Raw genomic sequence first — 24748 nt, 5'->3', positions numbered from 1 at the left:
CTCAGGCCTGCTTCGCGTTAGGCCTGCATCGCGCCGATGATGGCGCCCATGACAGTGAAAGTGACCACGTTGTAGCTGCCGTTAATGGCAAACAACGCCAAGCTACGACGTTCGAACAGATAGTTGACGCCCAGCGCTGTTGCTACCCAGCCCAATCCAGCGGCCAAGCCGGCAAAGGTTCCGAACCCGAACCCACCGCCACCAATGAACGCCGCCAGGAAAACGGCCATCACCACGGCAAGGAGGAATGACCCCACAAAGACCCGCGCCGTTCCGGACTTCAGTTGCTCATCACTGACACCCGCCGCTTTTTGCCACGGCTTGGCAAACAGCAGTGAGTACCACAGGCCACCCACCACGAAAGTGGCGAGCGCAGCCAGGAGGACGGCAAGCCAATTTATCTGAAGGTCCATCAGTGTCCTCCCAAATGGAAACAGGTCTTGAGTGGACTGTACGTGGGTTATCGGGCGCAGTCTTGTAAAAAACCCGCAGGTTATCCGATGACTTCGTCCACCGGTACGAACGTGGCGTACTCCGCGCCATAGCTCTGAACCACGCGCAGGTACTCCGTCGGGGTGAAACCGCTGAAGCGCTTGAACGACCTGATCAGATGTGGCTGGTCGTAGTAGTCGGCCAGCTGAAGAAGTTCGCGGCCCGGGACGGAGCCCTTCGGCAGGGCCGCCGCTTGGTTCACCATCCTGTTGAAGCGGCAGACATCCGAATACGCCTTGGCCGTGGCTCCACAGTCCCGCATCATGATCCGCTCCAGTGTGGACGTACTGATTCCCAGATCTGCGGCCAGTACGCTGATTTCCACATCATCCCGGGCCAGGATTTCTGTCGCTTTTTCCGTCCGGGGGTCTGTCTGGTAACCCGGCCTGAGCCTTTGCTGCAGGAAGGTGCTCAGGGCCGTGAAAGCCTGTTCAGGTTGTGCGTTCGCCAGGCTCTGGCGCAAGTCTTGAAAGCCTGGGAACACACTTTCGGCGTCCACCACACGGTTCTGAAACAACGACGGCGGTTGGCTGGTGAACGCCGCCAAGCCAAAGGGAGTCAGGCGGGCACCAACGTTGAAGAGCTGGTCCGGGTTTTCGCTGATCAGGTAACTGCGCTGAAGGCCCGCATAGAAACCCGTGGACACTTCGGTTGAGTTGGCTTCCGACGAGGCCGCAGCTGCACCGGCATCAGGAGGGTTGATCAACCGATAAGGGTCAGACAGATTGAGGATCAGATGCGCCGAAGGTCCGGGGAGGATCTTCTCGTACCTTGCGCGCGGCTCAGCGCGGACAAACCACAACTGAGTGACGAACGGCTGCAGCCCTGGCGGTGGCGGGCTCTCTTGGTAGAACACAGGCCCAGTCTAGGCAGCCCGCTCAGATGAGTGGCTGTTACAGCAGGCTGCGCAAGACGTGCGCCGCGCCGTCGTCGAGCACTGAGGCGGTGACCTCATCCGCAACGGCGATGACTTCATCGGGAGCCTGGCCCATGGCAACGCCCCGGCCAGCCCAGGTGAGCATCTCGATGTCGTTGCGGCCATCGCCAACGGCAACCGTGTTGGCTTGCTCCGTACCGAGCTTGTGGCGCAGGACCTCCAATGCGCTTGCCTTGGTGACGCCCTCAGCTGCGATGTCCAGCCAGGCCGTCCACCCCACCGAGTACGTCACGCCGGAAAGTCCGATGTGCCTGATGGCCTCGTTGAACTCGTCCGAAGTATTCTCGCTGCTGAAGACCACTACGCGGACTGCCGTGGCATCCAGCATGGTCTGGAAGTCGACGCCAATGGACTCCACCCCAAAACTGGCGTCCTGAAAACGCTCCGTGGAGAGGAAATTACCGTCCTCATCTTCCAGCGCGTACTTTGCGTTGGGCAGCCGTTCGCGCAGGGCCTTCAGAGCAGGCGCGGGATCAAAAGTTGCCTTGTGGATGATCTCGAAGCCCTTATCCAACGAGGGATCCAGGCGGAGGGTCACGCCGCCGTTGCAGCACACCGCGTAGCCTCGCTCCAGACCGATCTGCTGGATGATGGGAAGGGTCGCGTTGAGCGAGCGGCCCGTGGCAATCATGACGTCGTGGCCCTCGGTTACCACCGCCTGCGCAGCGGAGCGAACAGCCGGGGACATGTGGCCATCGTGGTCCACAAGGGTGCCGTCCACGTCCAAGGCGATCATGAGCTTGTTGTTGTTATTTGGCTGGTCATCGATGCCAGCAACTGGAGTATCAGTCAAAATAGTCATACTTACAGTAGAGCAGACACCTCGGACACTGAACTAGGACCGGCGCCACAGCTGCGGATTAACGGACGGTGAAATCTCACCCCGTCCCGGACATTTCACCCCCGCATCCGCCGGTGAATTGTCCACATAGCGGTGAACAACCGAACCCATTTCCACATAGCCCTACTGATCAGCAGTCACGTGAATCCCTATGCAGCAACAGTGGTTCATGGACTACCAGAACGAATTCATAGTGGCTGCCCGGCACCGGCTGGAAACCGGGGCATCACGGCAGCTCAGCAGACGGTACAAGACAGGCGAACTTGTCCGGGTACGCCAGGGTGTATACGTGGACAAGGAGCATTGGCTGGGGCTCAAACCCTGGGATCGATACGCCGCAACAGCACGGGCCGTGGCAGCGGAGAACCCCGCCGCGGAGTTTTGCTTCGAAACAGCCGCGTTGCTCTGGGGACTGCAGATGGTCGGCGTGCCCTCGCACATCCACCTCGCCACCGCCTCGCGCGGGCATGCCGGCGCTCGAAAGCCGAGCACCAAGGCAGCGAACGTTGGACCAACTGGCCCCACCGGGCTTGAACGGATTCGGGCTTATGGTGTCTATCGGCACTACTATTCAACCGACACCGTGTACCTGCGCGGGTTGCGGTTGACGGGATTGGCGCGAACGGCCGTGGACGTCCTCGCCAGGGGTCCGTTCACCAAGGGCGTCACCTTAGCCGATCACGCGATCAGTGCAGCAAGGTATCCATCGCTTTTCATGAGCAAAGCGGTCCTTAGCGAGGCAGCCGAGGGCCTGCCTTCCGAGGCCAAGAGACAACGCGTAGAGCATATTCTGAGCTTCGCGGACGAGAACTCCGGCTCTGCGGGGGAGTCGCTGAGCCGTGCCCAGATGCACCTTCTGAGCTTCCCTGCTCCGGAGTTGCAGTGCGAGTTCCGCGATGCCATGGGGTTTGTTGCCCGTACGGACTTCTTTTGGCGGGACCAAGGAGTCATCGGAGAGTTCGACGGCGATGCAAAGTACTTGAGGGATGAATATCTGGGTGGACAGAGCGCCCGGGAAGCGGTCCTCGCCGAGAAGAAACGTGAGGACCGGTTGCGTGCTCTTGGGTTCACGGTGGTGCGCTGGGACTGGGCTACAGCCAACAATCCAGCCCAGCTCACGGCAAAACTCCTCGCGGCCGGGCTTACTCCGGTAAAGGTCACCCCCAAACGGACAATTCACCGGCGCACGCGGGGGTGAATTGTCCGTCTAGGGGTGACAAGTGAAAACTAGAGAACCGGTAGAACCTCAAGTCCACCAAGGTACTTCTGCAGCGCCTTGGGAACGTTGACGGAGCCATCCGGGTTCTGGTGGTGCTCAAGGATGGCAACAATCCAGCGAGTGGTGGCCAGGGTACCGTTCAGCGTGGCAACGGCACGGGTTCCCTTGGCAACACCTTCGTCATTGACCGCGCGTTCGCGGATATTGAGGCGGCGTGCCTGGAACGTGGTGCAGTTGGACGTCGAGGTGAGCTCGCGGTAGGCGTTCTGGGTGGGAACCCAGGCTTCGCAGTCGAACTTGCGGGCCGCGGACATGCCGAGGTCGCCGGCAGCAGTGTCGATCACGCGGTAGGGAAGCTCGCACTTGGCCAGCATTTCCTCTTCCCAAGCCAGCAGGCGCTCATGCTCGGCAGCTGCTTCCTCAACGGTGGTGTAGATGAACATCTCCACCTTGTTGAACTGGTGCACGCGGATGATGCCGCGGGTGTCCTTGCCGTGGGATCCGGCCTCGCGGCGGTAACAGGAGCTCTGGCCCGCGTAGCGAATGGGGCCGGCAGAGAGGTCCAGGATCTCATCTGCGTGGTAGCCGGCGAGGGCCACCTCCGAGGTTCCCACCAAGTAAAGGTCGTCTTCGGCGAGACGGTAGATCTCGGCGTCGTGCTTTACATCAAAACCGGTGCCCTGCATGGTCTCGGGGCGCACCAAAGTGGGGGTGATCATGGGGATGAAACCAGCATCGATGGCCTGTTCCATGGCCATCTGCAGCAACGCCATTTCCAACCGGGCACCAACACCGCGGAGGAAGTAGAAACGTGAACCGGACACCTTGGCGCCGCGTTCCATGTCAATCGCGCCGATCAGTTCACCGATTTCAAGGTGATCCTTGGGCTCAAAGTCGGTGAATTCGCGCGGAGTACCCACGGTTTTGACCACAACGTAGTCATCTTCGCCGCCCTCGGGAACACCATCCACCACCAGGTTGGGGATGACGCGGAGCAGTTCCTCCTGCTTGGCCTGGGCAGCTGCGGCTTCAGCAGACGCAGCCTTGACCGAGTTGGCCAGTTCCTTGACCTCTGCCAGCAGGGCCTGCTTTTCCTCGCCCTTGGCCTGCGCCACCTTCTTGCCGAAAGCGTTCTGCTCGGCGCGGAGGGTTTCGTGACGGATCAGCGCGGCACGACGGGAAGAGTCAGCGGAGATGATCGCGTCCACAACGGACTCGTCGGCGCCACGGGCGCGCTGGCTGGCACGGAACTTGTCCGGATTTTCGCTGAGGTCTTTTACGTCGATCACCAGACAAGAGTATTCGAATCTGGCGCGGATTTCCGGCCCATAGCGGGCAACGTCCGTCCGCCCCGGGCGCGCGGCAAAGAGGGGACTGCCCGGGAGGATAGTGTTGGAGCACCATGAGCGACTGGATCCTGTACCTGATTCTCGCTGGGGGCGTGGCGTTTGCCGTCTCCAGTTGGTGGGGTGTGCGCCGATTGAAAGCCCGCCACATCAGGAGCGCAGTCCGGGAGGACTCACACAAGCCCGGCCCCGGGGACCAGCGCGTGGCGGTCATTCTCAACCCGGTGAAAAACAACGCCGAAGAGGCCCGCCAAGCCATCATCGACGCCTGCGATCTCGCCGGATGGGACGCGCCGAAATTCTTTGAAACCACCGTGGATGACCCCGGCTACGGGCAGTCGCGCCAAGCGCTGGCGTACGGCGCCGACGTCGTACTGGCGTGCGGCGGCGACGGTACAGTGCGCGTTGTGGCTGAGTGCCTGGCGCACAAGAACGTGGCCATGGGCCTCGTCCCGCTGGGCACCGGGAACCTGCTGGCGCGCAACGTGGATCTGGACGTTACCGACCTTGCGGAGTGCATCCAGGTGGCGCTGTTCGGCCACCAGCGTTTTATCGACACCGCAACCATGGGGATCGACAACGAGATCACGGGCGAGTCCGCCAAACACACCTTCCTGGTGATTGCCGGCATGGGCTTGGACGCCGAAGTTGTGGGCGATACCAAGGAAGATCTCAAGAAAAGCGTTGGCTGGCTCGCCTACACGGAGGCCGGCGTCCGGCACCTTCCTGGCCGCCGCAAACGCGTCACCATCACCATGGATGACCAGCCCGAGCAGGCACGGAAAATCCGCAGCGTACTGTTCGCCAACTGTGGCCTGATTCCCGGCGGGATCGACTTCATCCCACAGGCCATGATCGACGACGGAATGCTGGACATTGTGGTGATGAGCCCGCGCAGCGCTTTCGGCTGGCTCGCCATGTACACAAAGGTTCTGTTCAAGCACAATGCGAACCTGCCGATGATGAGCTTCTACCGTTCCGGGAAAGTCACCATCCGCAGCCAGGAACCCATGGCTACCCAGCTCGACGGCGACCCCTCAGGCGAGGCGACCACTGTCACTGTTCAGGTGGAGCCAGGGTCCTTGCTGGTGCGCGTGCCGAAAGCAAAGACCCTCTAGACAGCGCCCTTATTCGGGTGGGGCCGCGTTCTTCCCGGCTTCTTCCGCCGCGGCTTTGGCAGCAGCCCGGGCCTCGGATTGCTCCTTGATCATGGCTTGTTCTTCTTCAAAACGCAGGCGATCCGCACGATCAGCTTCATCGCCGTCCCAGTCAGCTTCATTGTCACTTGAAGGCTTGGGATTGACGATCATGCCCTGGCCGTCTTTGTCATCGCTGTGGACAGTCATGACCGCTCCCTTCATTTGGCATTCATCCATCGTTTATGGATCAGGCAAGCATACGCACAGAAGCATCCTTGCGAAAGGGCAACGATTGCGCCCTGTGGATAGCGGCTATGAGCCCTTCACGATCGAGTCAACCCACGCATGCGCCGAAGCAAAAGCCGCATCCGAGGTGTGAGGTGCCACCACTGCCGGCTGCTTGTCCGCGCGGGCGTAGGAGCCCAGGAACCGGGTTGCCGGACTGATCCGGTGCAAGCCTGCAAGCGCGTCAGCCACCCGCGAATCAGTGGCGTGGCCGTCGGCGTCAATGCTGAAGAAGTAGTGGCCCAAATATTGTCCGGTGGGCCGTGATTCGATGCGGCTCAGGTTCACGCCGCGGGACGCGAATTGGTCCAGGATTTCCATGAGCGCTCCCGGGTGGTCCTCAGGGAGCGGGACCACCACGGTGGTCTTGTCCGCACCCGTTCGTTCCGGAAGGAGGCCGGGCTTGCTCACCAGGATGAACCGGGTGACCGCGTCAGGGTTGTCGCCGATGTCTTCGGCGAGGACGTTGAGGCCGGGTTGTCCCGCAGCAACCAAGGGGGCACAAATGGCCGCATCATAGGGAGCGTCGTCTTCCAGCAGGCCCATGGCGGACGCCGCCGTCGAGGAGCCCGGAACGTAGTCGGCGTCCGGGAGGTGCTCGTCCACCCACAGGCGGCATTGCGCCCACGCATGGCCGTGCGTCGAGATCCGCTTGATCCCGGAAAGCTCGACGCCGGGCCTCGCCACGAGCACGAAGGTGATGGGAACAAGGGCCTCACGAATAATCCGGAGTTCCTGTCCTGTGGCTATGGCGTCCAGGGTGGCAGTAACCCCGCCCTCCACCGAGTTCTCTATGGGCACCATGGCCGCGTCAGCTTGGCCGGCCCGGACCCGGTCCAGCGCGGTGTTGACGTTGGTGCACGGAATGCGAGTGGCGTCACCAGCCCCCGGGACCTGCAGGAGGGCGGCCTCTGTGAAGGTGCCTTCGGGGCCGAGGAAGGTGTAGGTGACTGCCGGCATTCAATATTCCTTGCTGGTTATATACGCGGGTTAGAGAACAACCGGCTTGAGCCCGTTGTCCGACACCATGGGCTTCCCGGTCTCGAACCACATATCCATGCCACCGGCAACGTTCACGGCGGAGTAGCCCTGCCCCACCAGCCACTGGACGGCACGGAATGACCGGCCTCCGGTGCGGCAGATGACAAAGAGGTCATCATCCGGATCGAGCTCGTCCAGGCGAGCCGGCAGCTGGTCCATGGGGATGTGGCGCGCACCTTCGGCGTGACCGGCCACCCACTCGTAGTCTTCGCGGACATCCAGGATGCTGGCGTCTGCCGGAATGTCGCCCACGGGTACAGTTTCGAAGTCGCTCATGGCGTTCCCTTCCATCGAATAAGTCCAGCATCCAGCCTAGTCCCCGAGGCGCGACACCGTAACTTCACGGGCCACCGGAACGTCGAGGCAACCCCCGCCCTTGCTTCCCGGCGCGCGGACGTTAAGACTGGGACGGAAACGCATCCCCATCAACGGCCCGTTAGGAGTGCCCGCATGACCACTGGGCAAGCAACAATTCTGGCGACATCCGGCGGCTACAAGCCGGGCGAGCGGACCAGGATTGAGTTCAATCACCTGATGCATTACGCAGTGGAACTGTCCGGCGCTTCCGGCCGCGCACCCCGGGTGACACACATCGGCACCGCATCCGGTGATCAGCGTTGGTGGGCTGCGGAAATGGACCAGGCAGCGCGCATTGCAGGGTTCGATTTCAGTCATCTGAATCTCTTCACCATGCCTAACGTCGAGGACCCGGAGGCGCATCTCCTGGCGCAGGACGTTATCTGGGTGAACGGCGGTTCTGTGGTGAATTTGCTGGCCGTGTGGCGGGCACACGGACTGGACGGAGTCCTGCGGAAGGCGTGGGAACGCGGAGTGGTGCTGGCCGGCGTCTCAGCGGGCTCCATTTGTTGGTACCAGGGTGGTGTGACCGATTCCTTTGGTCCGGAACTCAAGCCTGTCACCAATGCACTCGGTTTCCTCCCCTACGCCAACGGTGTGCACTACGACTCCGAACTGCGGCGCGCGCCGGCCATCCACAAGCTGGTGGCCAACGGCACGCTCGGCGAGACCCACTGCACGGACGACGGCGTCGGGCTGGTTTACCGGGGAACGGAACTGGTGGAGGTGGTGTCCGAGGTGAAGAACAAGGCCGCCTTCCGGGTGACCGCCGGCGCTGGTGAGAGCGTGGACGCTGTTGCTGTGGAGGAACGGTTGGAGCCACGTTTCCTTGGCTGATCCTTACCTGCATGACGTGTCACGATTGACCGCTGTTGAGCTCCGCGACGCCTTGGCTGCGGGGGAACTCTCTGCCCGCGAGTCCGCGGAGCATTTCCTGCGGGAGATCGAATCGCGGAACAAGCAATTGGGCGCTTTCGTCACCGTCACAGCCGAACAGGCACTCAAAGACGCCGAGGCTGCAGACGCGCTGCACGCAAGGCTGGCCCGGGAGGGACGCCGCGAAGACATCCCCGCCCTCCACGGCATGCCCCTCGCGTTCAAGGACCTCACCGATGTGGCCGGAGTTCCCACCACGCACGGCAGCGCAGCGCTCGAGCACAAACCGGCGCCGGAAGACGGTGCCCTCGCGGCAACCCTGAAGGGTCAGGGTGTTATCTCACTGGGCAAGACCCAGGTTCCGGAATTTGGACTCACCGCCTACAGCGAAAACCGCGTGGCACCGCCGTCGCGCAATCCGCACGCTTTGGGACGCAGCTCCGGCGGGTCCTCGGGCGGTAGCGCCGCTGCCGTGGCTGCGGGACTGGTTCCGTTCGCGCCGGGAACCGACGGCGGCGGTTCCATCCGCATTCCGGCAGGCGCTTGCGGGCTGGTGGGGTTGAAGCCGGGACGGGGCCTGGTGGCATCGGGCGCGAGCGCTGGCGATACCGCCAAGTTGGTGGTCGCCGGGCCGCTCGCCCGGACCGCGGCAGACGCGGCACTGCTGATGGACGCGCTGGTCCCCCGGGATCAAGCGCCCGACGGCGGATACCTCGCCAACGTGGGGTTGGCGCCGGAACCCCTGAGAATCGGCGTGAGTTTGGACAGCCCCTGGGCTGGCGTGTATCCGTTTGAGATCGAGCCGGAAGCGATGGATGCCCTCATGCTGGGCACGAAGTTGCTTGAGAAGGCTGGCCATAACATCAGCGAAGCCGACATCCGGTATGACAACCGCTATCCCGACTCCTTCACGACAGCCTGGACTGCCGGCGTCGGGAGTGCCCGGATAGCACCCCAGCGCGAGGCCTTGCTGACACCGTTGACCCGTACCTTCCGGCGTCGGGCGCAACAGCGGAGCGCCCGGAAGGTTGACGAGGCTCTGAGATTCCTGCGGCAGTTCGAGCACGATACCGTGGCGCAGTACGCGGAGTGGGACCTGATCCTCATGCCTACCCTGGCTCAGACACCGCGCCCGGTCGGGTGGTTCACGGGTGGCGGGCACAGCGGCGAGCCGTGGCCGAGCGAGTGGGCCGGCGATGCTGACGAGGACTACAAAAGGCAGTGCGAGTATGCGCCATGGTCCTCCATGGTGAACGTGTGCGGGCTCCCGGCCATCAGCGTTCCGGTGCACACCACTGCTGCGGGGTTGCCCATGGGGATTCAGCTGATTGGCAGGCCCGGATCGGAACTGCTGCTTCTGCAGCTCGCTGCAGTCCTCGAGACCCACTAGGACCCGCGTCTAACATATGGAAAGTGGTTGCCCCGGGCATTCATCGATGTGACAATGCCCGCAGTCAGTGCCAGCATTGAGAAAATGAGCACACCTCAAACCACGGCTGAGTCCGCACAGCCAGCGGGCGATACGTCATTCTTCGGCCACCCAAAGATGTTGGCCAGCCTCTTCTCCGTGGAAATGTGGGAGCGATTCTCCTTCTACGGCATGCAGGGAATCCTGCTCTACTACATGTACTTCACCGCCGAGCAGGGCGGGCTTTCCATCGACCAGGGGCTCGCTGCTGGTTTGGTGGGCGCGTACGGTGGTGGCGTTTACCTGTCGACGATCCTCGGCGCCTGGCTCGCCGACCGTCTCTTCGGCTCCGAAAAGGTTCTGTTCGGTTCGGCCATCATGATCATGGCCGGCCACATCGCGCTGGCCCTCCTTCCGGGTATTCCAGGCCTGATCGCAGGCCTGGTGTTGGTGGGAATTGGCTCCGGCGGCCTGAAAGCCAACGCCACGGCGTTGGTGGGCAGCCTGTATGGCGAGAAGGACGAGCGCCGCGACGCCGGCTTCTCCATTTTCTACATGGGCATCAACCTGGGCGGCCTCATCGGCCCTCTGGTTACCGGTTGGCTGCAGACGAGTTACGGCTTCCACATCGGCTTCGGCGCTGCAGCGGTGGGTATGGCGATCGGCCTGGTCATCTACTCCTTGGGCCGCAAACGCCTCCCGGATGAAGCACACCGCGTTCCCAACCCGCTCCCGGCCAAGGACCGCACCAAGTACGGCCTGATCTTCCTGGCCATCCTGATTGTGGTGGCCGTCCTGCTCGGCACTGGACTGGTCAACGCCAACAACCTGGCCAGCAGCATGGCCTACGCCGCGATCGGCGCCGCAGTGATCTACCTGTTCCTGATCTTCCGTAGCCCCTTGGTCACCGCCGTGGAACGCAAACGAGTAGTGGCCTTCATCCCCTTGTTCATAGCATCTGCCGGGTTCTGGGCTCTGTTCCAGCAGCAGTTCACGTTCATCGCCGTGTACTCGCAGGAGAAACTGGACCGTAACCTGTTCGGCTGGGAAATGCCGGCAGCCTGGGTCCAGTCCATCAACCCTGTGTTCATCATCATCTTCGCCGGTGTCATGGCTGCCCTCTGGACCAAACTGGGCTCCAAGCAGCCGAGCTCACCGTTGAAATTCTCCGCAGGCCTGTTGATCATGGGCCTGGCTTTCCTGGCGTTCATCCCGCTGGCTGGCGAGGGCAAGACCCCGTTGCTGGCGCTCGTGGGCATCCTGTTCATGTTCACCTTGGCGGAACTGTTCCTCTCCCCCATCGGCCTTTCCGTGAGCACCAAGCTCGCACCCAAGGCATTCCACACCCAGATGGTGGCGTTGTTCTTCCTGTCCGTCTCGCTCGGCACCACCCTGGCCGGCATCCTCGCCGGGCTCTACAACCCCGACGACGAACTCCCGTACTTCCTGGGGATCGGCGGCGTTGCAGTGGTCCTGGCCGTTGGCCTGGCTGCAGCAACCCCGGCCATCAAGAAACTCATGGGCGGCGTTCGCTAGGGTTCCTGGCTGAAGGACCTCCTTCTAACGACTTAACGACGGCGACCCTTGCGTCCGGTGGGATTCCCACCTGACGCAAGGGTCGCCGTCGTACGTGCCCTAGTAGTTGTAGCGGCTGCCGCTTGACGCGCCAATGGCGGCGAAGAAGATGATGCCCAAAACGAGCGTCAGCGCCACGCCGAGGTAGCCCATCACCAAGCCGGCGATCGCCATTCCCTTGCCGGCGGGCTCCCGCTTCAAGGCGAGGTGGCCCAGGACCACGGCTGCGATCTGAGGGAGGATGAAGAACCCGAAGCCAACGTAGACGGCGATGCCACAGCACATGCTGGCGATGCTCAGGCCCTTGGGCTCGGCCTGCATGGCGTAGTAGGCGGGCTGGCCGTAGGGTGACTGCGGCTGGCCGTACGGCTGCTGGCCATAGGGCTGCTGGTTGAACGCCTGCTGCTGGTACGGGCTGGGCGGCTGGCCGTAGGGCGAAGGGGGTTGCTGGCTGTAATCGCCAGGCGTGTACGCGCCGGCCGGGTCCTGCGGCTGGGTGTACGGGCTCTGCCCCGGCGTGCCCTGCCCCGGCGTGCTCTGCTCGTAGGGCGGGAGCGGCTGGGTGGCGTTCGCACCGTATTCCGGAGCGCCGTATTGGGGTGCGCCCTGTTCAGGTGCACTTTCGCCGGATGGGCTGGACGTGCCTGGCTCGGGCGCGCTGAACTGTGCGGGCGGGACGTACTGCGGCGGTTCGTAGCCCGCGGGCTTGTCCTCGTTGCCCTTGGATGGCTGGTCTGACATAGGTATCCCCCTGGATGTGGTCTTTGGTCCCAACACTACCGCCGCCGGGGGCGCCACATAAGGTAGCGCGCGTCCCGCGTGTGTGCCACCGTTGCGAGGACGGTCACATTCATGCATATGCATGGAATATTTTCGAGCCGGACTTGGTTTTCGATAATAGCGACCTAAACAGCGCTCACCAACGAAATCTGCGGGACCTGTCCCGCAAAGGAGGAATCATGGGTAACTTCGAAGGCAAAACTGCGCTCGTCACCGGCGGGGGCTCCGGCCTCGGCGAAGCAATCAGCAAGGACCTCGCGAAGAACGGCGTCAACGTAGTTGTTGTAGACGTCAACCTCGACGCCGCCACGCGTGTGGCCGGGCAGATCACGGCCGACGGCGGCAAGGCAGTACCGTTCCAAGGCAACACAGCCGTGGCCGAGGACAGCAAGAAGGCAGTCGACTTTGCAGTAGAGACCTACGGCGCGCTCAACTACGCCGTCAACAACGCCGGCATCGGCGGCGCCAGCGCTCCCGTTGGGGAAATCGACATCGAAGACTGGGACCGCGTCATCGCCATTAACCTGAGCGGCGTCCTCTACGGAATGCGCTACCAAGTCCCGGCCATCCTTGCCGCAGGCGCATCCGAGGGTGCCATTGTGAACATGGCGTCCATTCACGGCGCCGTGGCCGCCCCGGGCAACGCCGCGTACACCGCCGCCAAGCACGGCGTAGTGGGCATGACCAAGAATGCTGCAGCTGAATACGGCGCCCAGGGGCTTCGCGTCAATGCGATTGGGCCTGGCTACATTGATACTCCCCTGTTGGCCGCTGCGCCGAAGGAGCTCATCGGGGGCCTCGAAGCAAAGCACCCGCTTGGCCGACTGGGCACTGCAGAGGAGATCGCCAACGTCACAACATTCCTCCTGTCCGACAAGGCCAGCTTCATGACCGGCTCTTACGTACTGGTCGATGGCGGCTACACCGCTGTCTAGTGTTCGCTCCCGCTGGGTTGTTCGCTACCCCTACCCCCGCCCGCGCCCGTAACCTCTGGAGCGAATAGTGCGAAAGGGCGCGCCACCGGTGAACACGTGGTGCGCCCAGGGGGAACGGGTGCGCCTGCTGTGGTCTGAACAGGGAATGAATCTTTGCTGACTTTGCCGTTTTTGTCCTGACGAAACAACGCCATTCGGCGTCACAGGGGCCGGATCGGCGGACATTTCGTGTCAGCAGGCCCCGTGGTCTGGCATGCTGGACCCCATGGCTAGCCGAGCGGGCACAGTTGCCCTTCCCCAGGACCTTGTTGACATCACAGCCTTGCTGGATGCGTATTTCGACGTAACTCCGGATGTGGGCGACCCTGCGCAGCGCGTGGCGTTTGGCACGTCCGGGCACCGCGGATCCAGCTTGAAGGCGTCCTTCAACGAGCCGCACATCTTGGCCATCACGCAGGCAATTGTGGAATACCGTGGCCGCCAGGGCATCACAGGGCCGCTGTTCATCGGACGCGACACCCACGCCCTCAGCGAACCGGCGCAGAACTCTGCTCTGGAAGTACTAGCCGCCAATGGCGTCACCGTTCTGGTGGACGCCCGGCACGGCTACACCCCCACGCCGGCACTAAGCCACGCCATCCTCAAATACAACCGCGAAGCTGCGCCGGGCACGCCCCAGGCTGACGGCATCGTGGTCACGCCCAGCCACAACCCGCCAGCCGATGGTGGCTTCAAATACAACCCTCCCCACGGCGGCCCGGCAGACACCGACGCCACCCGATGGATCGCCGACCGCGCCAACCAGCTGCTCGAGAACGGCCTCCGCGGCGTCAAGCGCATGCCCCTGAATGATGCCCTTGCCGCTGACACCACCGGCAAGTTCGATTTCCTCAGCAGCTACGTGGACGATCTCCCCTCCGTGCTGAACCTTGATGCGATCCGCAACGCCGGGGTCCGCATCGGCGCTGACCCCATGGGTGGTGCCTCTGTGGACTACTGGGGTGAAATCGGCGAGCGCCATCAGCTCAATCTCACTGTTGTGAACCCCACGGTTGATCCGCAGTGGGCTTTCATGACGCTCGACTGGGACGAAAAGATCCGCATGGATTGCTCGTCGCCGTCGGCCATGGCGTCGCTGATCCAGCGCATGGCCGCTGGCGCCGACGGCACCGCCGCCTATGACGTCGCTACCGGTAACGACGCCGACGCCGACCGCCACGGCATCGTGACACCTGACGGTGGCCTCATGAACCCGAACCATTACCTCGCCGTCGCCATCGACTACCTGTACCGGAACCGAAGTGGCTGGAACCCTGAGTCCGTGGTGGGCAAGACGCTGGTTTCGTCCTCGATCATCGACCGCGTCGCCTCCGGGCTGGGCCGCAAGCTGGTTGAGGTTCCGGTTGGCTTCAAGTGGTTCGTGCCCGGACTTTTGTCCGGTGAGGGCGCATTCGGTGGCGAAGAGTCTGCCGGCGCATCTTTCAACAAGCTCGACGGCAGTGTGTGGACCACGGACAAGGACGGCATCCTGCTGGCCCTGCTGGCTTCCGAGATCACGGCCGTTACTGGCAAGTCCCCTTCGCAGCTCTACAAGGGCCTGACTGACCAGTTCGGTGCACCCGTGTACGCCCGCATTGACGCCGCTGCTACCCGCGAGCAGAAGTCCAAGCTGGGCAAGCTGTCCGCTGCCGACGTCACCGCTACTTCGCTTGCCGGGGAAGAGATCACGGCCAAACTCACCGAGGCTCCCGGCAACGGCGCTTCGATCGGCGGCCTGAAGGTGGTCACCGAGAACGCCTGGTTCGCGGCCCGCCCTTCCGGCACCGAGGACGTCTACAAGATCTACGCCGAGTCCTTCAAGGGCGCGGACCACTTGGCTCAGGTGCAGGAAGAAGCGAAGGCGCTGGTAGACGGCGTTATTGCGTAGCCTCAGTGGCGATCTGCGACTACGGTGGCAGTCATAGCCAAGTGAATGTCCCACTCATTTTCACGGATCGTCAAGGAGCCTGCTCGAATCTTCCACATCACGGGCATCGGCGTTGAGGTTGAAGGCTCACCACGGGAAGCGGTCAGGTCCCTGGCACCAGCCGAGGGAGCAGGCAGGGACGGAACCGCCAGGGTGAATCCAATGCCGGTCATCATGGGGAAGAGGGCGGCCCGCATTGCCGATTGGACATCATCCAGGTCCAGCAGCACGGCAGTGCACGTGGGGCATCCGTCCAGGTGCGCCCGGACCTTTTGCTCCCATCGTGTGCTGAGACCTTTACGGGCGTAAGCACCGAGCCGGGAAGAGTAATCTTCACATCCCTTGCCAACGGATGCTGAGATGTGGGTCTGCAGATATGCCTGACGAAGGCCTTCCCTGGCGCGAAGTACCAGTGACGAAACCGCGTTGGGGCTCAGTCCGAGCATGGGCGATGCCGCTTTTGGCTTCATCTCTTCAACGTCTATGTACCAAAGAGCGGCCTGCCAGCGCTCGGGCAGGGACGTGAAAGCCTGGGCTATTGCTGTGGATTCGAACTCCGCCAGGATTGAGTCATGATGGTGTTCCGCACCGTCCAGGTGATATGTCTCGGTGGGCCGCGTCCGGGAGCCCGCATGGTTTGCCTTGTAGGCGATTCTCCGCACCGCGGTCAGCAAATATGCCCGGAAGAACGTTTCAGGACCCTTCCCTGCGACTAAGTACTGAAGCACAGCGGTAAATGCATCGGACACGATGTCCTCGACGTCGGCCTCGTTATCGGCTTGCTTGGAAGCTACGTACAGGGCCATCGAATGATGACGTTGAAACAGCTCCTCAAAGGCGTCTATATCCCCCGCCCGGACGCGTGCCACCAGCACGTCGTCGCCATCGTTGGTGATGGTCTCGTCGCGAGAAGTGCCGTCCAGTGGAGCTTCGTTGCCCATACCAGTCCCCGATTCGGACACGACCCAGGAAGTGGATCACATAGACCATCGGGCAAGGCCTACGGAGCCACTCTTCTGCAGCTCCTACGCGGCGGCCATGTCCAGACCCGCGCTCCAAGGCAAGCCTACGACTAATGCGGGCACGCAAAGACCACTCGTCGACCCATGGTTTGGGAGCAGGGGTCGACCCTCGGGGAGGGAATCAGTTCCGGGTGTCCAGGAGGACCCTGAGGACGCTCTCCAGGGGTTCCGTGAGCTGTTCCGCGGAGGCCGAAGCCAGGGGCTGCACCTCCGTGGCGGTCCTCAGCATCACCAACCCCAGCATCAGGGCTATGGCCATCTGGGCGCGAAGGAGTAGCGGCTGCGAGGCGGGGACATCCGCACTCCACCCTGCTGCTGCAGCGAGTTGTTCGGTGAACCGTTCCAAGGTCCTGCGGCGGATCGCATCTGCGTTCTCATCGCCGGATGAGCGGAGCAGGAGCAGGAGCTGGAGGGGGTCGTCCGCGTTGGGGGCTTCGACAACGTGCGTGAGGAGCCTGGCTATCACCTCGTCAACGCTGGATGCGCGAGCCCGGGTTTGAGGATCAAGCTCATCCACGGTGCGGTTCATGCAGGCCTCGAAGAGACCTTCTTTAGAGCCGAAATACCGGTTGATGAGCGCTACGTTGACGCCCGCGTCCGCGGCGATGTGGCGGACCGTGGTGGCCCTGTAACCTTCCGTGGCGAAACGTCGTCGGGCAGCCCGGACGAGCGCCCGCCTGGTGACGTCCGCATCCCGACCCGATCGGACCAGTTCGTCGTCCGCAAACGTTGCTCCGCCGTCGAGAGCCTTTGATTCCTGCACTTCTTTACCCACTCCCCCACTCTAGCCCGGCAACCGAGCATGTAAACGATTGTTGACATGGGTAACTTTTGTGATTTATTGTCGAAGTAATCAACCGTTTACATCCCGAGGAGAATCATGTCCAGCACCATCGAGCGCCCTCACAGTGCGCCGGCATCGGGTCAGGAGGCTCACGGTAAACGGGGCACCGCGATCATTGCCTACCTCTCCCTGGGTGGCCTGTCCTTCGCCGTCCTGCAGTCGCTCGTGGCGCCGGCCCTAGGCACCATCGGCAAAGATCTGGGCGTCGCAACGAGCGATGCGAGCTGGGTCCTCACGGCCTACCTTCTCTCCGCCTCGGTACTCACGCCGATCCTCGGACGACTGGGCGACATGGTGGGCAAGCGAAAAGTCCTCATCGTTGTACTCTCCCTACTCTTGGTGGGCACCGTACTCGCGGCCCTGGCCCCGAACCTGACCGTGTTGATCATTGGCCGGGTACTCCAAGGTGCGGCGGGTGCGGTGATGCCACTATCCATCGGCATCGTCCGTGATGAGCTCCCCAAGGAGCGTGTCAGCGTCACTATTGGTTTGCTGTCCGCCATCTTCGGCATCGGCGCCGGTGTGGGAATCGTTGCAGCAGGGCCGATCGTCGAGGCTCTGTCCTGGCACTGGCTGTTCTGGCTGCCTGCCGGACTCGTCCTCATCGCCCTCCTCGGCGCCATCTTCGGAATGCCCGAGTCCCCGGTCAAAACTCCCGGCAAGCTCGACATCTTGGGCACCGGGATCCTTTCGGTGGGCCTGGTTGCCGTACTGCTCGCTATCAGCGAGGGCCAGACGTGGGGGTGGGGCGACGGCAAGACCGTCAGCCTGCTCATCGGTGGCGGCATCGCCTTGATCGCGTTTGTATTGGTCGAATTGCGAGTGGCAGAACCATTGATCGACGTGCGGCTGTTCCGCAACCGCGGCGTGTGGACCGCCCACATCGTTGCGTTGGCCTTCGGTTTCGCAATGTTCGGCACGTTTGTCCTGGTGCCCACTATCCTTCAGCTGCCCACGGCCCTTGGCTACGGCTTTGGAAAGACTGTCAGTGAAGCCGGCATCTACCTGCTGCCGACCGTCGTGGCCATGGTGATTTCCGGCGTCGTGGCCGGCGCGCTGATCCGCAAGGTGGGGCCTAAGGTCCCCATGATTCTTGGCGCCGTGGCTGTCACGGTCGCTTTCATCATTCCCGCGCTGGGACACGGCGAAGAATGGCAGATCGTGGTCTCGGGCATTCTCACCGGCATCGGCATCGGGATGGCCCTCGCCGCGACCTCCAACGCCATCGTCGAGAGCGTGCCTGCAACGCAGACCGGTGAGGCCATCAGCGCCAACACCGTGCTGCGGACCATCGGCAGCAGCATCGGCACGGCCGTCATCGCGGCGCTGATCTCCTCCAACGTCACGCCACAGGGCGCACCGACAGATGACGCCTTCACCATCGGCTTCTGGGTTTCTGCGGGGGTTGGCGTACTGGCCCTGCTGGCAGCACTGGTGGTCCCGTCCCGCGTGAAGCGCCGCCAGAACGCGGAAGCCGCGGGCATCGACGACTTCGACGAAGCTTCCTAGCCTCCTTTTAAGGCAGAACGCCCGCTCACTGGAAAGTGAGCGCGCGTTGCTACTGTGAGAACTTAGACGGTGCGAACAACGTCGTCGTAAGCGAACTTCGGCTTGGCTTCGCCCCAGGCGTCCGGGCCGGGCTGGCCGATGTTGACCACCAGGAAGCTCTTCTGGTCGCCGGCCGGGAAGAACCCGGCGTCGATTGCGGAGAAGTCGGCACCGGTCATCGGGCCAGCAGCGAAACCAAGCGAGCGCACAGCCAGGATGAAGTAGCCTGCCTGCAAGTGAGCGTTGTTGTTGCCCGTGGCAGCGGCGAAAGCGGGGTCGGCGTCGTACATGGCCTTGGGCGCGCCGTAGGCGGGCAGGAACTTGTCCCACTGACCCTGCCAGTCGGTGTCGTAGGAGAGGATGGCTACCAGCGGAGCGGAGGCGGTCTTGGCCTGGTTGCCGCGCGAAAGAGTGTCCACCAGCTTGGCGCGGGCCTCGTCCGAGCGGACGTAGGTCACGCGGAGCGGCTGGGAGTTGAAGGCGGTGGGGCCGAACTTGGTGAGCTCGTAGATGGCACGGGCCTGTTCGTCGGTGACCTCACCGGCGAAGCTGTTGGCGGTGCGGGCTTCGGCAAAAATGGCGTCGACTGCTGCGGCGTCAATGACTGCTTCTTGGTGGGCGATCGTCATTCGTAAACCTTTCGCTGGGCCCAGGCCCTGAGCGGGCGGGGCACTTCTGCTTTCCATGGTTGCAACTTCAAGTTCCCTTGTCCTCTTCCCATGACGGCCCGTGACGTTGGGCACAGTCACCTTGTGGGCTCTGCGTTGTGAGGCCCGTTTTGCGCGCTCCCGAGCGCGCGAGGCGCGTAGAGCAGGCCCCGCAATGGCGGTAATGTTGCACCGAATCCCAATACTCTTCTGAGGAAGGCCCCGCCATGAGCATGCTCGGCATGAAATGGAAGCTCCACGGCAACGGCAAGTCCATCCGTCCCGGCCACGTGGTGGCTCCCGACGAGCGGCTGGCTTGGCCCTTGACCATCGGCATCGGCATGCAGCACGTGGTTGCCATGTTCGGCGCCACCTTCCTGGTACCCATCATCACGGGCATGCCGCCGGCAACCACCCTCCTCTTCTCGGGCATCGGCACGCTGCTCTTCCTGGTGATCACCAAGGGCCGGGTGCCCAGCTACCTGGGGTCGAGCTTCGCTTTCATCGCCCCCATCATGGCGTCCCAGCAGCAGTACGGCGTGAGTGGCGCCTTGGGCGGCGTGGTGCTTGCCGGCGTCGTACTGGCGCTTATTGGTGCGGTGGTCCAGAAGTTCGGTGCCGAATGGATCAACCGGCTCATGCCGCCGATCGTTACCGGCGCCATTGTGGCGCTGATCGGCTTGAACCTCGCACCCGCCGCCAAGACCAACTTCGACCTCGCACCCGTCACCGCGCTGATCACTTTGGTGACGATCATCCTGGTGTCAGTGCTGTTCCGCGGAATTCTGGGGCGCCTGAGCATCCTGGTGGGTGTTGTGGTGGGGTACATCGTGGCGATGATGCGCGGTGAGGTGTCCTACGAAAAGATGGACGCCGCCGCATGGATTGGCCTGCCGCTGTTCCAGACACCCGAATTCCACATCGGCGTGGTGGGGCTGTTCGTGCCGGTGGTGCTGGTGCTCGTGGCTGAGAACGTGGGGCACGTGAAGTCGGTGGCCGCGATGACCGGCCAAAACCTCGACGGCGTCTCCGGCCGCGCGCTGATGGCCGACGGCGCCGCGACGGTACTTGCCGGGTTCGGCGGCGGTTCCGGTACCACGACCTACGCGGAGAACATCGGCGTCATGGCCGCCACCAAGGTCTACTCGACGGCGGCCTACTGGGTGGCCGGTATCTTCGCCATCCTGCTGAGCTTCTCCCCGAAATTCGGCGAACTGATCGCCACCGTTCCGGCGGGCGTCCTGGGCGGCGCCGCGACCATGCTGTACGGCATGATCGGCGTGCTCGGCGTGAAGATCTGGGTGCAGAACAAGGTCAACTTCTCCAACCCGATCAACCTGACCACAGCCGCCGTGGCTTTGATCATCGGCATTGCTGACTACACGTGGACCATTGGCGAGCTGAAGTTCACGGGCATTGCACTGGGTTCCGCCGCTGCCCTGGTGATCTACCACGGCATGAAGGGGCTGGCCCACTGGCGCGGGACCGTCGCCGAGCCGGAAACCGAGACGGCGGGGCTGCCGCCTGCGGTGAAGTCAGCGATGAATGCTGCGGCGAAGCGGGGCGGGAAGAAGGGGAAGTAGGGGCAATCCGAACCTCTAGACTGAGCCGATGATTTTTGGTCGCGAAGCAAGGCGGGTCCGCGAGGATTAGTTGCCCCCGAGTGCCCGAGGTGCCTCCCGTGGCTACGCCTTGGAACTTCCGCACCAGCTAAAGCCGGGTCTATCGGTCTCCGCCCCCGAGCAATCCGGACAGTCCACGTTCCCGGACTCCGGACAGGAATCCGGCAACCTCAGACCCGCACCTCTTCTATGAACGCCGCCCGCCGCTTCAGCACGTCGTTCGGATCCCACCCCGGTCCCGGCATCGACGAGATCAGCAGCTTCGTGTAGCTGCGCTCCGGCGCATTCAGCACTCGTCCCGTTGGCCCCTGATCCATGATCGAGCCTCGGTACATGACCAGAACGTCGTCGGTGACCTCGGAAACCACGGCGAGGTCGTGGCTTACGAACAACAGCGCAATGCCCGAAGCATGCAGCAGCGCATCGACCATATGGGTGCCCGCATCGAAGACATCTGGCAGAACGTGTGGTCCGAGGCCAAGGACAGACTGGAACTCGCTTCCAGCGCCGACCCCGCAGAGGCGATCGCTCCCGCCGTCGAACTTCTCATGAGAGGTTCCACGATTGTCAGTTACGGCGTGGGCGCGTCCGGAATCGCCGCCCTCAACCTGGCACTGCGCTGTAACCGAATCGGCAGGCGCGCTCGGTGCATTTCCAGTGACGGATTCCGGCTCGCGGATGATCTGCTCCAACTTGGGAGCCAGGATGTTGTGGTCGTCTTCGCCCCGGGACGAGTAACGGTGGACGTCGAAGTGCTGCTTAAGCGCGCCCGCTCGATTGGAGCGTCCATCGTCTTGCTAACGGATGAACCTGAGTCGGCGTTGCATGACCTGGCTGACGCTGTGATTCTCGCTCCGCACACCCCGACAGGCATGACTACGGAGGCGCTGCCGTCGATCGTGCTGAGCGACGTCCTGGTCCAGGCGCTGGTCTCCGTGGATCACGAGCAGGCCGTGGAATCGTCGCACCAGCTCACGGCATTGCGGGAGCAGCTGGGGTACTGACGTCATTCACGATAGGGAAAATTTCGATTCAGCGGCAATAACCAATTTAGAAGCCCACTCAATGCACTTGCTGGACTTGGCCCGGGTGAGACTCGAAACGTTATAGCCCGCCTTTGTCTTCTCGCCCAAGTGGCGAGCAAGAATGGCATTTTCGCCCCCCGCTTCCTTCAGCACCTCTATTGCATCAGCATGGTTGTCTGACTTAGAGTGACGACCGAGCGCCAGCAAGCAAAATGCGTCGGCTGCCGCTATGCCTACATGGATTGCCAAAGTAGCAATGACGTCCGCGTAGGTTTCTCCGGAATTTAGCGTGTTGATGGTATCGGCCGCCTCGAGGAAGGCTTGCGAATCCTCAAGTCGTGCACTCGCATCTGACCTCGCCGACACTAGGCAGCCGCCGCATCAGGCAGGCGGCGCGACAACCAACGACGGTCACCGTGAACGTGGACGCCTTCCCCCAAAATCGAGTCGAATATCGGTGCCGCCCGTACTTCTGCCGCTTCGTAAATCATCGGACGAACGTCATTACCGGTGAGGCGGTAAACGTCCACGGCCAGATTTCCAATTTGCTCATATAGCTCATCGCCAGCTCCGTCATCAATGATGAACAGCAAGTCGATATCAGAGTCATTGCGCATGTCTCCGCGTGCCGCTGAACCAAAAAGGATTACCTGCAACGGCTCCTCGGGCCATTTGGCTATTGCGCGGGAAATAAAGCGCGTGAATCGTTCCCTGCCCTGGGACGCCTCAGCAATGACGCCTGCGAGCATGTGGGACAAATTCAGGGCGTACTCGTTCCGATTTCCTACCCTGATACCCATAACAATGCCGCTCTCTTCGAGGCGTTCCAAGCATCGTCTGGTGCCAGACACCGAGGCCTTGATGCCACGCTCCCGAACAAGATGCCCGGGCGTGCTCGGGCGACCGTTCGCCAACGCCATGAGGACGTCGGCTTCAAGCGTCGGACAAATCGCTCTCAGCGGGTTCTGTAATTGCATCAGGGCCTCCTAATCGCTTCTAATTGTACGCGATTAGCGGAACGTCAGCTTGGTTTCTGCTTCCACTCCAGCACCCGATCCAACCACTCACCAAGGAGGACCGCCGTTAGCTGCGGTTGATCCAAGTGCGCGTTATGGCCGGCGTGGTCCAGGACTGCAACCGTGGCCCGCGGATAACTGCCAGCTAGATCCATCTGCTCCTGATAACCCACCACATGGTCCTGACGCCCGGCCACGATGAGGGTGGGCCCCTGATAAGTCTCAAAGCGAGCTTCCGGCTCAGTAGTGAGCGCGTAGTTGTTGGAGATCCGAGCTGTGGCAACCTGATCAAACGCCCTCAAGCCCGGCAAGGCGGCTTCGCGGAACCGCAGCCAATTCTGGCTGGATTGGACCACGGCCTTCTCCTCGTAGTCGGATCTGCCCTCCGGGCTCAGGGTCGCCATCAGCTCAGGATCTGAACGCAGGACAGTCTTGGCGGGCAGAGTTCGCGCCTCGTGATCCGCAACGACCACCGGGCAAAGGAGCGCCAGGCCCAGTACCCGCTCCCCGAATTCGGCCACCAGGTGGCGGGCGATCATGCCTCCGAAGGAGTTGCCGAGGACCGCGAACCTCTCGTCGCCGAAGGTCCTCCGGGCAAAGGAAACGACCGCGTCGGCGACGGCGTCAGCACCGTCGATTTCCGGTCCTGCCGATGACTTCCCCATCCCCGGCAAGTCAAGGTAGATCCGCCGCCACTCACCATTCGCGGCGAGCACTGGGTCGAGCCCAAGCAGCAGATGATGATCGACGCAAAAGCCATGGATGATCAGTATCGGGGTCCCCGCCCCGCGCTCAACAAAATGCACTTTCGAACGCTAGCACCCGGGGAACACGTACGGTCACCAATCCGCACTGACCGAGAGCCCGTTCATGAATCCTGAGTCGTCGGTTGAGACGAGGGAACTGTTGGACGAAGCTCGCCGGCAGAAGGGTGTCCGCTATCCCAGTGATCTTCAGATTCCCATCGCAGCAGATCCCCCGGCTGGCACTCCAGCACCTCACACAGCGCTTCGAGCGTAGTAAAACGCACAGCCTTCGCGCGCCCGTTCTTCAAAACAGCCAAGTTGGCCGGCGTTATCCCCACCCGCTCGGCAAGCACTCCCACAGGCATTTTGCGCTTGGCCAGCATGACGTCGATGTCCACGATGATCGGCATCAGATCACCTCGTCCAGCTCGGCCCGCAGGTCAGAGGCCTCGACGTCCCGCGCTACGGCCTGGGCGAGCAGAGTTCGCATCACACGGACAACCAGCGCCACTCCCCCGATCATCAAGGCCGCCCCACAGATCAGCAGCACGACTCCTGGGGCAACCTCGCCCGGCGCCAGGATCACCGCCATGCCAAACATGAGTACCGCCGCGAAGGCGATGGCTCCGAAGATGATGTCCACAAATCGGAAGGCCCGGTGGGAGAACACCGTCCCGCAGCGCACCATGGTCAGCAAACGCCACACGCAGACGGCAACCACCTGCACACACACAATTCCGAGGACCACGATGGCCAGCAGCGCTACTCGAGGAGCGTCCGGGGCTCCTGCCTCTACGAGGTCGGCTGAGAGCAGCGGGACCATCCGCGCCTGAACGAACAATGAACCCGCCAGCACCAGCGCGATTACTACCCGCAAGGCAAGGATGGACAGCTTTCCCATGGAAACTCCTTTATCGAACAACAACCAGATTCTATCGTTATTCGATACATCAGCAAGCTCTAGACCATCCTCATGCGATTAGTCAGCTTGCTTACTAAAGCCGCTTTCCCTAGGCTGGAGCAGGTCAGACAAACAACTCTCACAGCGGCGGCCACGCCCATAAGGCACCCCGCTGCGCAA

27 protein-coding genes are annotated in these 24748 nt (G+C 62.6%); 10 read left to right on the top strand and 17 right to left on the bottom strand.

All coding sequences use genetic code 11. The annotated features are described in order from the left end of the window. Window positions 1-17 precede the first annotated feature (17 nt). The 3 genes from AR689_RS18240 to AR689_RS18230 form a co-directional block, all read right to left on the bottom strand. The gene (locus AR689_RS18240) at window positions 18-413 is read right to left on the bottom strand and encodes a DUF1761 domain-containing protein (protein ID WP_062072401.1); all 396 of its coding nucleotides are present in this window, start codon (window positions 411-413) and stop codon (window positions 18-20) included. Window positions 414-493: 80 nt separating this feature from the next. Continuing rightward, window positions 494-1348 carry a helix-turn-helix domain-containing protein gene (locus AR689_RS18235; protein ID WP_062072399.1) on the bottom strand — a complete coding sequence of 285 codons (855 nt, stop codon included), beginning with the start codon at window positions 1346-1348 and terminating at the stop codon, window positions 494-496. A gap of 37 nt (window positions 1349-1385) precedes the next feature. After that, window positions 1386-2231: a Cof-type HAD-IIB family hydrolase gene (locus tag AR689_RS18230; RefSeq protein WP_062072398.1), complete on the bottom strand. Its 846-nt coding sequence runs from the start codon at window positions 2229-2231 to the stop codon at window positions 1386-1388. Window positions 2232-2421: 190 nt separating this feature from the next. On the opposite strand from AR689_RS18230, the gene AR689_RS18225 reads away from it, so the two are divergent. After that, complete coding sequence (locus tag AR689_RS18225) at window positions 2422-3468, top strand: type IV toxin-antitoxin system AbiEi family antitoxin domain-containing protein (RefSeq protein WP_231745586.1); 1047 nt, start codon at window positions 2422-2424, stop codon at window positions 3466-3468. A 29-nt stretch (window positions 3469-3497) separates the two neighbouring features. On the opposite strand, the gene serS is transcribed toward AR689_RS18225, so the two are convergent. Then, window positions 3498-4778, bottom strand: a complete 1281-nt coding sequence (gene serS / locus AR689_RS18220; protein WP_062072396.1) for a serine--tRNA ligase — start codon at window positions 4776-4778, stop codon at window positions 3498-3500. A gap of 113 nt (window positions 4779-4891) precedes the next feature. Between serS and AR689_RS18215 the strand changes: the two genes are divergently transcribed. Then, window positions 4892-5953 (top strand): diacylglycerol/lipid kinase family protein, encoded by a 1062-nt coding sequence (locus AR689_RS18215; protein ID WP_062072395.1) that lies wholly within the window; start codon window positions 4892-4894, stop codon window positions 5951-5953. Window positions 5954-5962: 9 nt separating this feature from the next. Here AR689_RS18215 and AR689_RS18210 read toward each other — a convergent pair whose 3' ends face one another. From AR689_RS18210 to AR689_RS18200, 3 genes are all read right to left on the bottom strand, one after another. Beyond that, window positions 5963-6181: a hypothetical protein gene (locus tag AR689_RS18210; RefSeq protein ID WP_062073874.1), complete on the bottom strand. Its 219-nt coding sequence runs from the start codon at window positions 6179-6181 to the stop codon at window positions 5963-5965. Window positions 6182-6286: 105 nt separating this feature from the next. After that, entirely contained in the window at window positions 6287-7219 is a 933-nt protein-coding gene (gene pheA, locus AR689_RS18205) for a prephenate dehydratase (RefSeq protein WP_062072393.1), read from the bottom strand. Between the two features lie 30 nt (window positions 7220-7249). Next, window positions 7250-7576, bottom strand: coding sequence for a rhodanese-like domain-containing protein (locus AR689_RS18200; RefSeq protein ID WP_062072391.1), 327 nt, complete (start codon window positions 7574-7576; stop codon window positions 7250-7252). A gap of 174 nt (window positions 7577-7750) precedes the next feature. Here AR689_RS18200 and AR689_RS18195 point away from each other — a divergent pair, with 174 nt between their 5' ends. The 3 genes from AR689_RS18195 to AR689_RS18185 are packed head-to-tail and all read left to right on the top strand — an operon-like array spanning window position 7751 to window position 11477. After that, window positions 7751-8494 carry a Type 1 glutamine amidotransferase-like domain-containing protein gene (locus tag AR689_RS18195; RefSeq protein WP_062072385.1) on the top strand — a complete coding sequence of 248 codons (744 nt, stop codon included), beginning with the start codon at window positions 7751-7753 and terminating at the stop codon, window positions 8492-8494. After that, a complete protein-coding gene (locus AR689_RS18190; protein ID WP_082698051.1) occupies window positions 8487-9923 on the top strand; it encodes an amidase in 1437 nt (478 codons plus the stop codon). The genes AR689_RS18195 and AR689_RS18190 overlap by 8 nt, the downstream gene beginning before the upstream one ends. 54 nt (window positions 9924-9977) lie before the next feature. After that, window positions 9978-11477, top strand: coding sequence for a peptide MFS transporter (locus AR689_RS18185; RefSeq protein ID WP_062072383.1), 1500 nt, complete (start codon window positions 9978-9980; stop codon window positions 11475-11477). A 99-nt stretch (window positions 11478-11576) separates the two neighbouring features. Here AR689_RS18185 and AR689_RS18180 read toward each other — a convergent pair whose 3' ends face one another. Continuing rightward, a complete protein-coding gene (locus AR689_RS18180; RefSeq protein WP_062072381.1) occupies window positions 11577-12257 on the bottom strand; it encodes a DUF4190 domain-containing protein in 681 nt (226 codons plus the stop codon). Window positions 12258-12475: 218 nt separating this feature from the next. Between AR689_RS18180 and AR689_RS18175 the strand changes: the two genes are divergently transcribed. After that, window positions 12476-13231, top strand: a complete 756-nt coding sequence (locus AR689_RS18175; RefSeq protein WP_062072379.1) for an SDR family NAD(P)-dependent oxidoreductase — start codon at window positions 12476-12478, stop codon at window positions 13229-13231. 265 nt (window positions 13232-13496) lie between these two features. Further along, complete coding sequence (gene pgm / locus AR689_RS18170) at window positions 13497-15158, top strand: phosphoglucomutase (alpha-D-glucose-1,6-bisphosphate-dependent) (RefSeq protein ID WP_231745585.1); 1662 nt, start codon at window positions 13497-13499, stop codon at window positions 15156-15158. Between the two features lie 2 nt (window positions 15159-15160). On the opposite strand, the gene AR689_RS18165 is transcribed toward pgm, so the two are convergent. Together AR689_RS18165 and AR689_RS18160 are read right to left on the bottom strand one after the other, a co-directional pair. Beyond that, window positions 15161-16138: a sigma-70 family RNA polymerase sigma factor gene (locus AR689_RS18165; RefSeq protein ID WP_062072376.1), complete on the bottom strand. Its 978-nt coding sequence runs from the start codon at window positions 16136-16138 to the stop codon at window positions 15161-15163. Window positions 16139-16340: 202 nt separating this feature from the next. After that, window positions 16341-16994: a TetR/AcrR family transcriptional regulator gene (locus AR689_RS18160; RefSeq protein ID WP_197412921.1), complete on the bottom strand. Its 654-nt coding sequence runs from the start codon at window positions 16992-16994 to the stop codon at window positions 16341-16343. 105 nt (window positions 16995-17099) lie between these two features. On the opposite strand from AR689_RS18160, the gene AR689_RS18155 reads away from it, so the two are divergent. Continuing rightward, window positions 17100-18572 carry an MFS transporter gene (locus AR689_RS18155; RefSeq protein ID WP_082698050.1) on the top strand — a complete coding sequence of 491 codons (1473 nt, stop codon included), beginning with the start codon at window positions 17100-17102 and terminating at the stop codon, window positions 18570-18572. A gap of 62 nt (window positions 18573-18634) precedes the next feature. On the opposite strand, the gene AR689_RS18150 is transcribed toward AR689_RS18155, so the two are convergent. Then, a complete protein-coding gene (locus AR689_RS18150) occupies window positions 18635-19240 on the bottom strand; it encodes a malonic semialdehyde reductase (RefSeq protein WP_062072374.1) in 606 nt (201 codons plus the stop codon). Between the two features lie 245 nt (window positions 19241-19485). Between AR689_RS18150 and AR689_RS18145 the strand changes: the two genes are divergently transcribed. Next, entirely contained in the window at window positions 19486-20841 is a 1356-nt protein-coding gene (locus AR689_RS18145) for a uracil-xanthine permease family protein (RefSeq protein ID WP_062072372.1), read from the top strand. 209 nt (window positions 20842-21050) lie between these two features. Here the strand turns inward: AR689_RS18145 and AR689_RS18140 are convergent, their stop codons facing one another. Further along, a complete protein-coding gene (locus AR689_RS18140; RefSeq protein ID WP_156424638.1) occupies window positions 21051-21311 on the bottom strand; it encodes an ABC transporter ATP-binding protein in 261 nt (86 codons plus the stop codon). Here AR689_RS18140 and AR689_RS18135 point away from each other — a divergent pair. After that, on the top strand, window positions 21291-21884 hold the full coding sequence (locus tag AR689_RS18135) for a MurR/RpiR family transcriptional regulator (protein WP_231745584.1): 594 nt from the start codon (window positions 21291-21293) through the stop codon (window positions 21882-21884). The genes AR689_RS18140 and AR689_RS18135 overlap by 21 nt on opposite strands. Before the next feature lie 6 nt (window positions 21885-21890). On the opposite strand, the gene AR689_RS18130 is transcribed toward AR689_RS18135, so the two are convergent. The 5 genes from AR689_RS18130 to AR689_RS18110 form a co-directional block, all read right to left on the bottom strand. Continuing rightward, window positions 21891-22271: a hypothetical protein gene (locus tag AR689_RS18130; protein ID WP_062072368.1), complete on the bottom strand. Its 381-nt coding sequence runs from the start codon at window positions 22269-22271 to the stop codon at window positions 21891-21893. Next, entirely contained in the window at window positions 22271-22882 is a 612-nt protein-coding gene (locus tag AR689_RS23570; protein WP_062072366.1) for a nucleotidyltransferase domain-containing protein, read from the bottom strand. Before AR689_RS23570 ends, AR689_RS18130 begins: the two co-directional genes overlap by 1 nt. A 44-nt stretch (window positions 22883-22926) precedes the next feature. Next, window positions 22927-23727: an alpha/beta fold hydrolase gene (locus AR689_RS18120; protein WP_062072363.1), complete on the bottom strand. Its 801-nt coding sequence runs from the start codon at window positions 23725-23727 to the stop codon at window positions 22927-22929. Window positions 23728-23789: 62 nt separating this feature from the next. Continuing rightward, a complete protein-coding gene (locus AR689_RS18115) occupies window positions 23790-24077 on the bottom strand; it encodes a helix-turn-helix domain-containing protein (protein WP_062072362.1) in 288 nt (95 codons plus the stop codon). Continuing rightward, on the bottom strand, window positions 24077-24568 hold the full coding sequence (locus tag AR689_RS18110; RefSeq protein ID WP_062072360.1) for a DUF2975 domain-containing protein: 492 nt from the start codon (window positions 24566-24568) through the stop codon (window positions 24077-24079). Before AR689_RS18110 ends, AR689_RS18115 begins: the two co-directional genes overlap by 1 nt. Window positions 24569-24748: the final 180 nt, after the last annotated feature.

The organism is Arthrobacter sp. EpRS71, assembly GCF_001512285.1.
Classification (GTDB): Bacteria; Actinomycetota; Actinomycetes; order Actinomycetales; family Micrococcaceae; genus Arthrobacter.
The sequence above is the reverse complement of the archived record's forward strand: the minus strand, read 5'-3'. Positions and strand labels throughout refer to the sequence as shown.